The following is a 344-nucleotide window of genomic DNA, read 5'->3' as shown; positions in this document are numbered from 1 at the left end:
TTGCGCAAACCAATTTGGCCTATTTTTATCTGTTTGGTATTGGGGTAGATAAAGATGAAAAACGTGCTTTTGAACTCTATCAACAAGCCGCCAAACAAGATTGTGCCCCTGCCCTAAAATCATTGGCGTTTATGTATATGCAAGGGTTGGGTACAGAGCCAGATGTCCCTAAAGCCTTTGCCAGTTTAGAGCAAGCATATCGAATATTACCCGATGATAATTTATGGCACGTAATTAGTCGTAAAATGCGAATGCGTCATTCATTAAAAACAACGGTTGATTACCATAAAAAAATATATCGGAAAAAATTTAGCTATGAAGATTCAAGTGATGAAGACTATATT

At 36.9% G+C, this 344-nt stretch carries 1 protein-coding gene (only partly in view); it reads left to right on the top strand.

Features of this window, described 5'->3' with window-relative positions; genetic code table 11:
- Window positions 1–344 carry part of the coding region annotated (locus J3U35_RS11495; protein ID WP_324123827.1) for a tetratricopeptide repeat protein on the top strand (this coding region is incomplete at its 5' end). 318 nt of the annotated region lie beyond the right edge of the window, so 344 of the 662 annotated nt are shown.

It is taken from the genome of Gilliamella sp. B2717 (assembly GCF_026536675.1).
Classification (GTDB): Bacteria; Pseudomonadota; Gammaproteobacteria; order Enterobacterales; family Orbaceae; genus Gilliamella; species Gilliamella apicola_I.
This window is presented reverse-complemented; position numbering and strand designations above follow the sequence as displayed.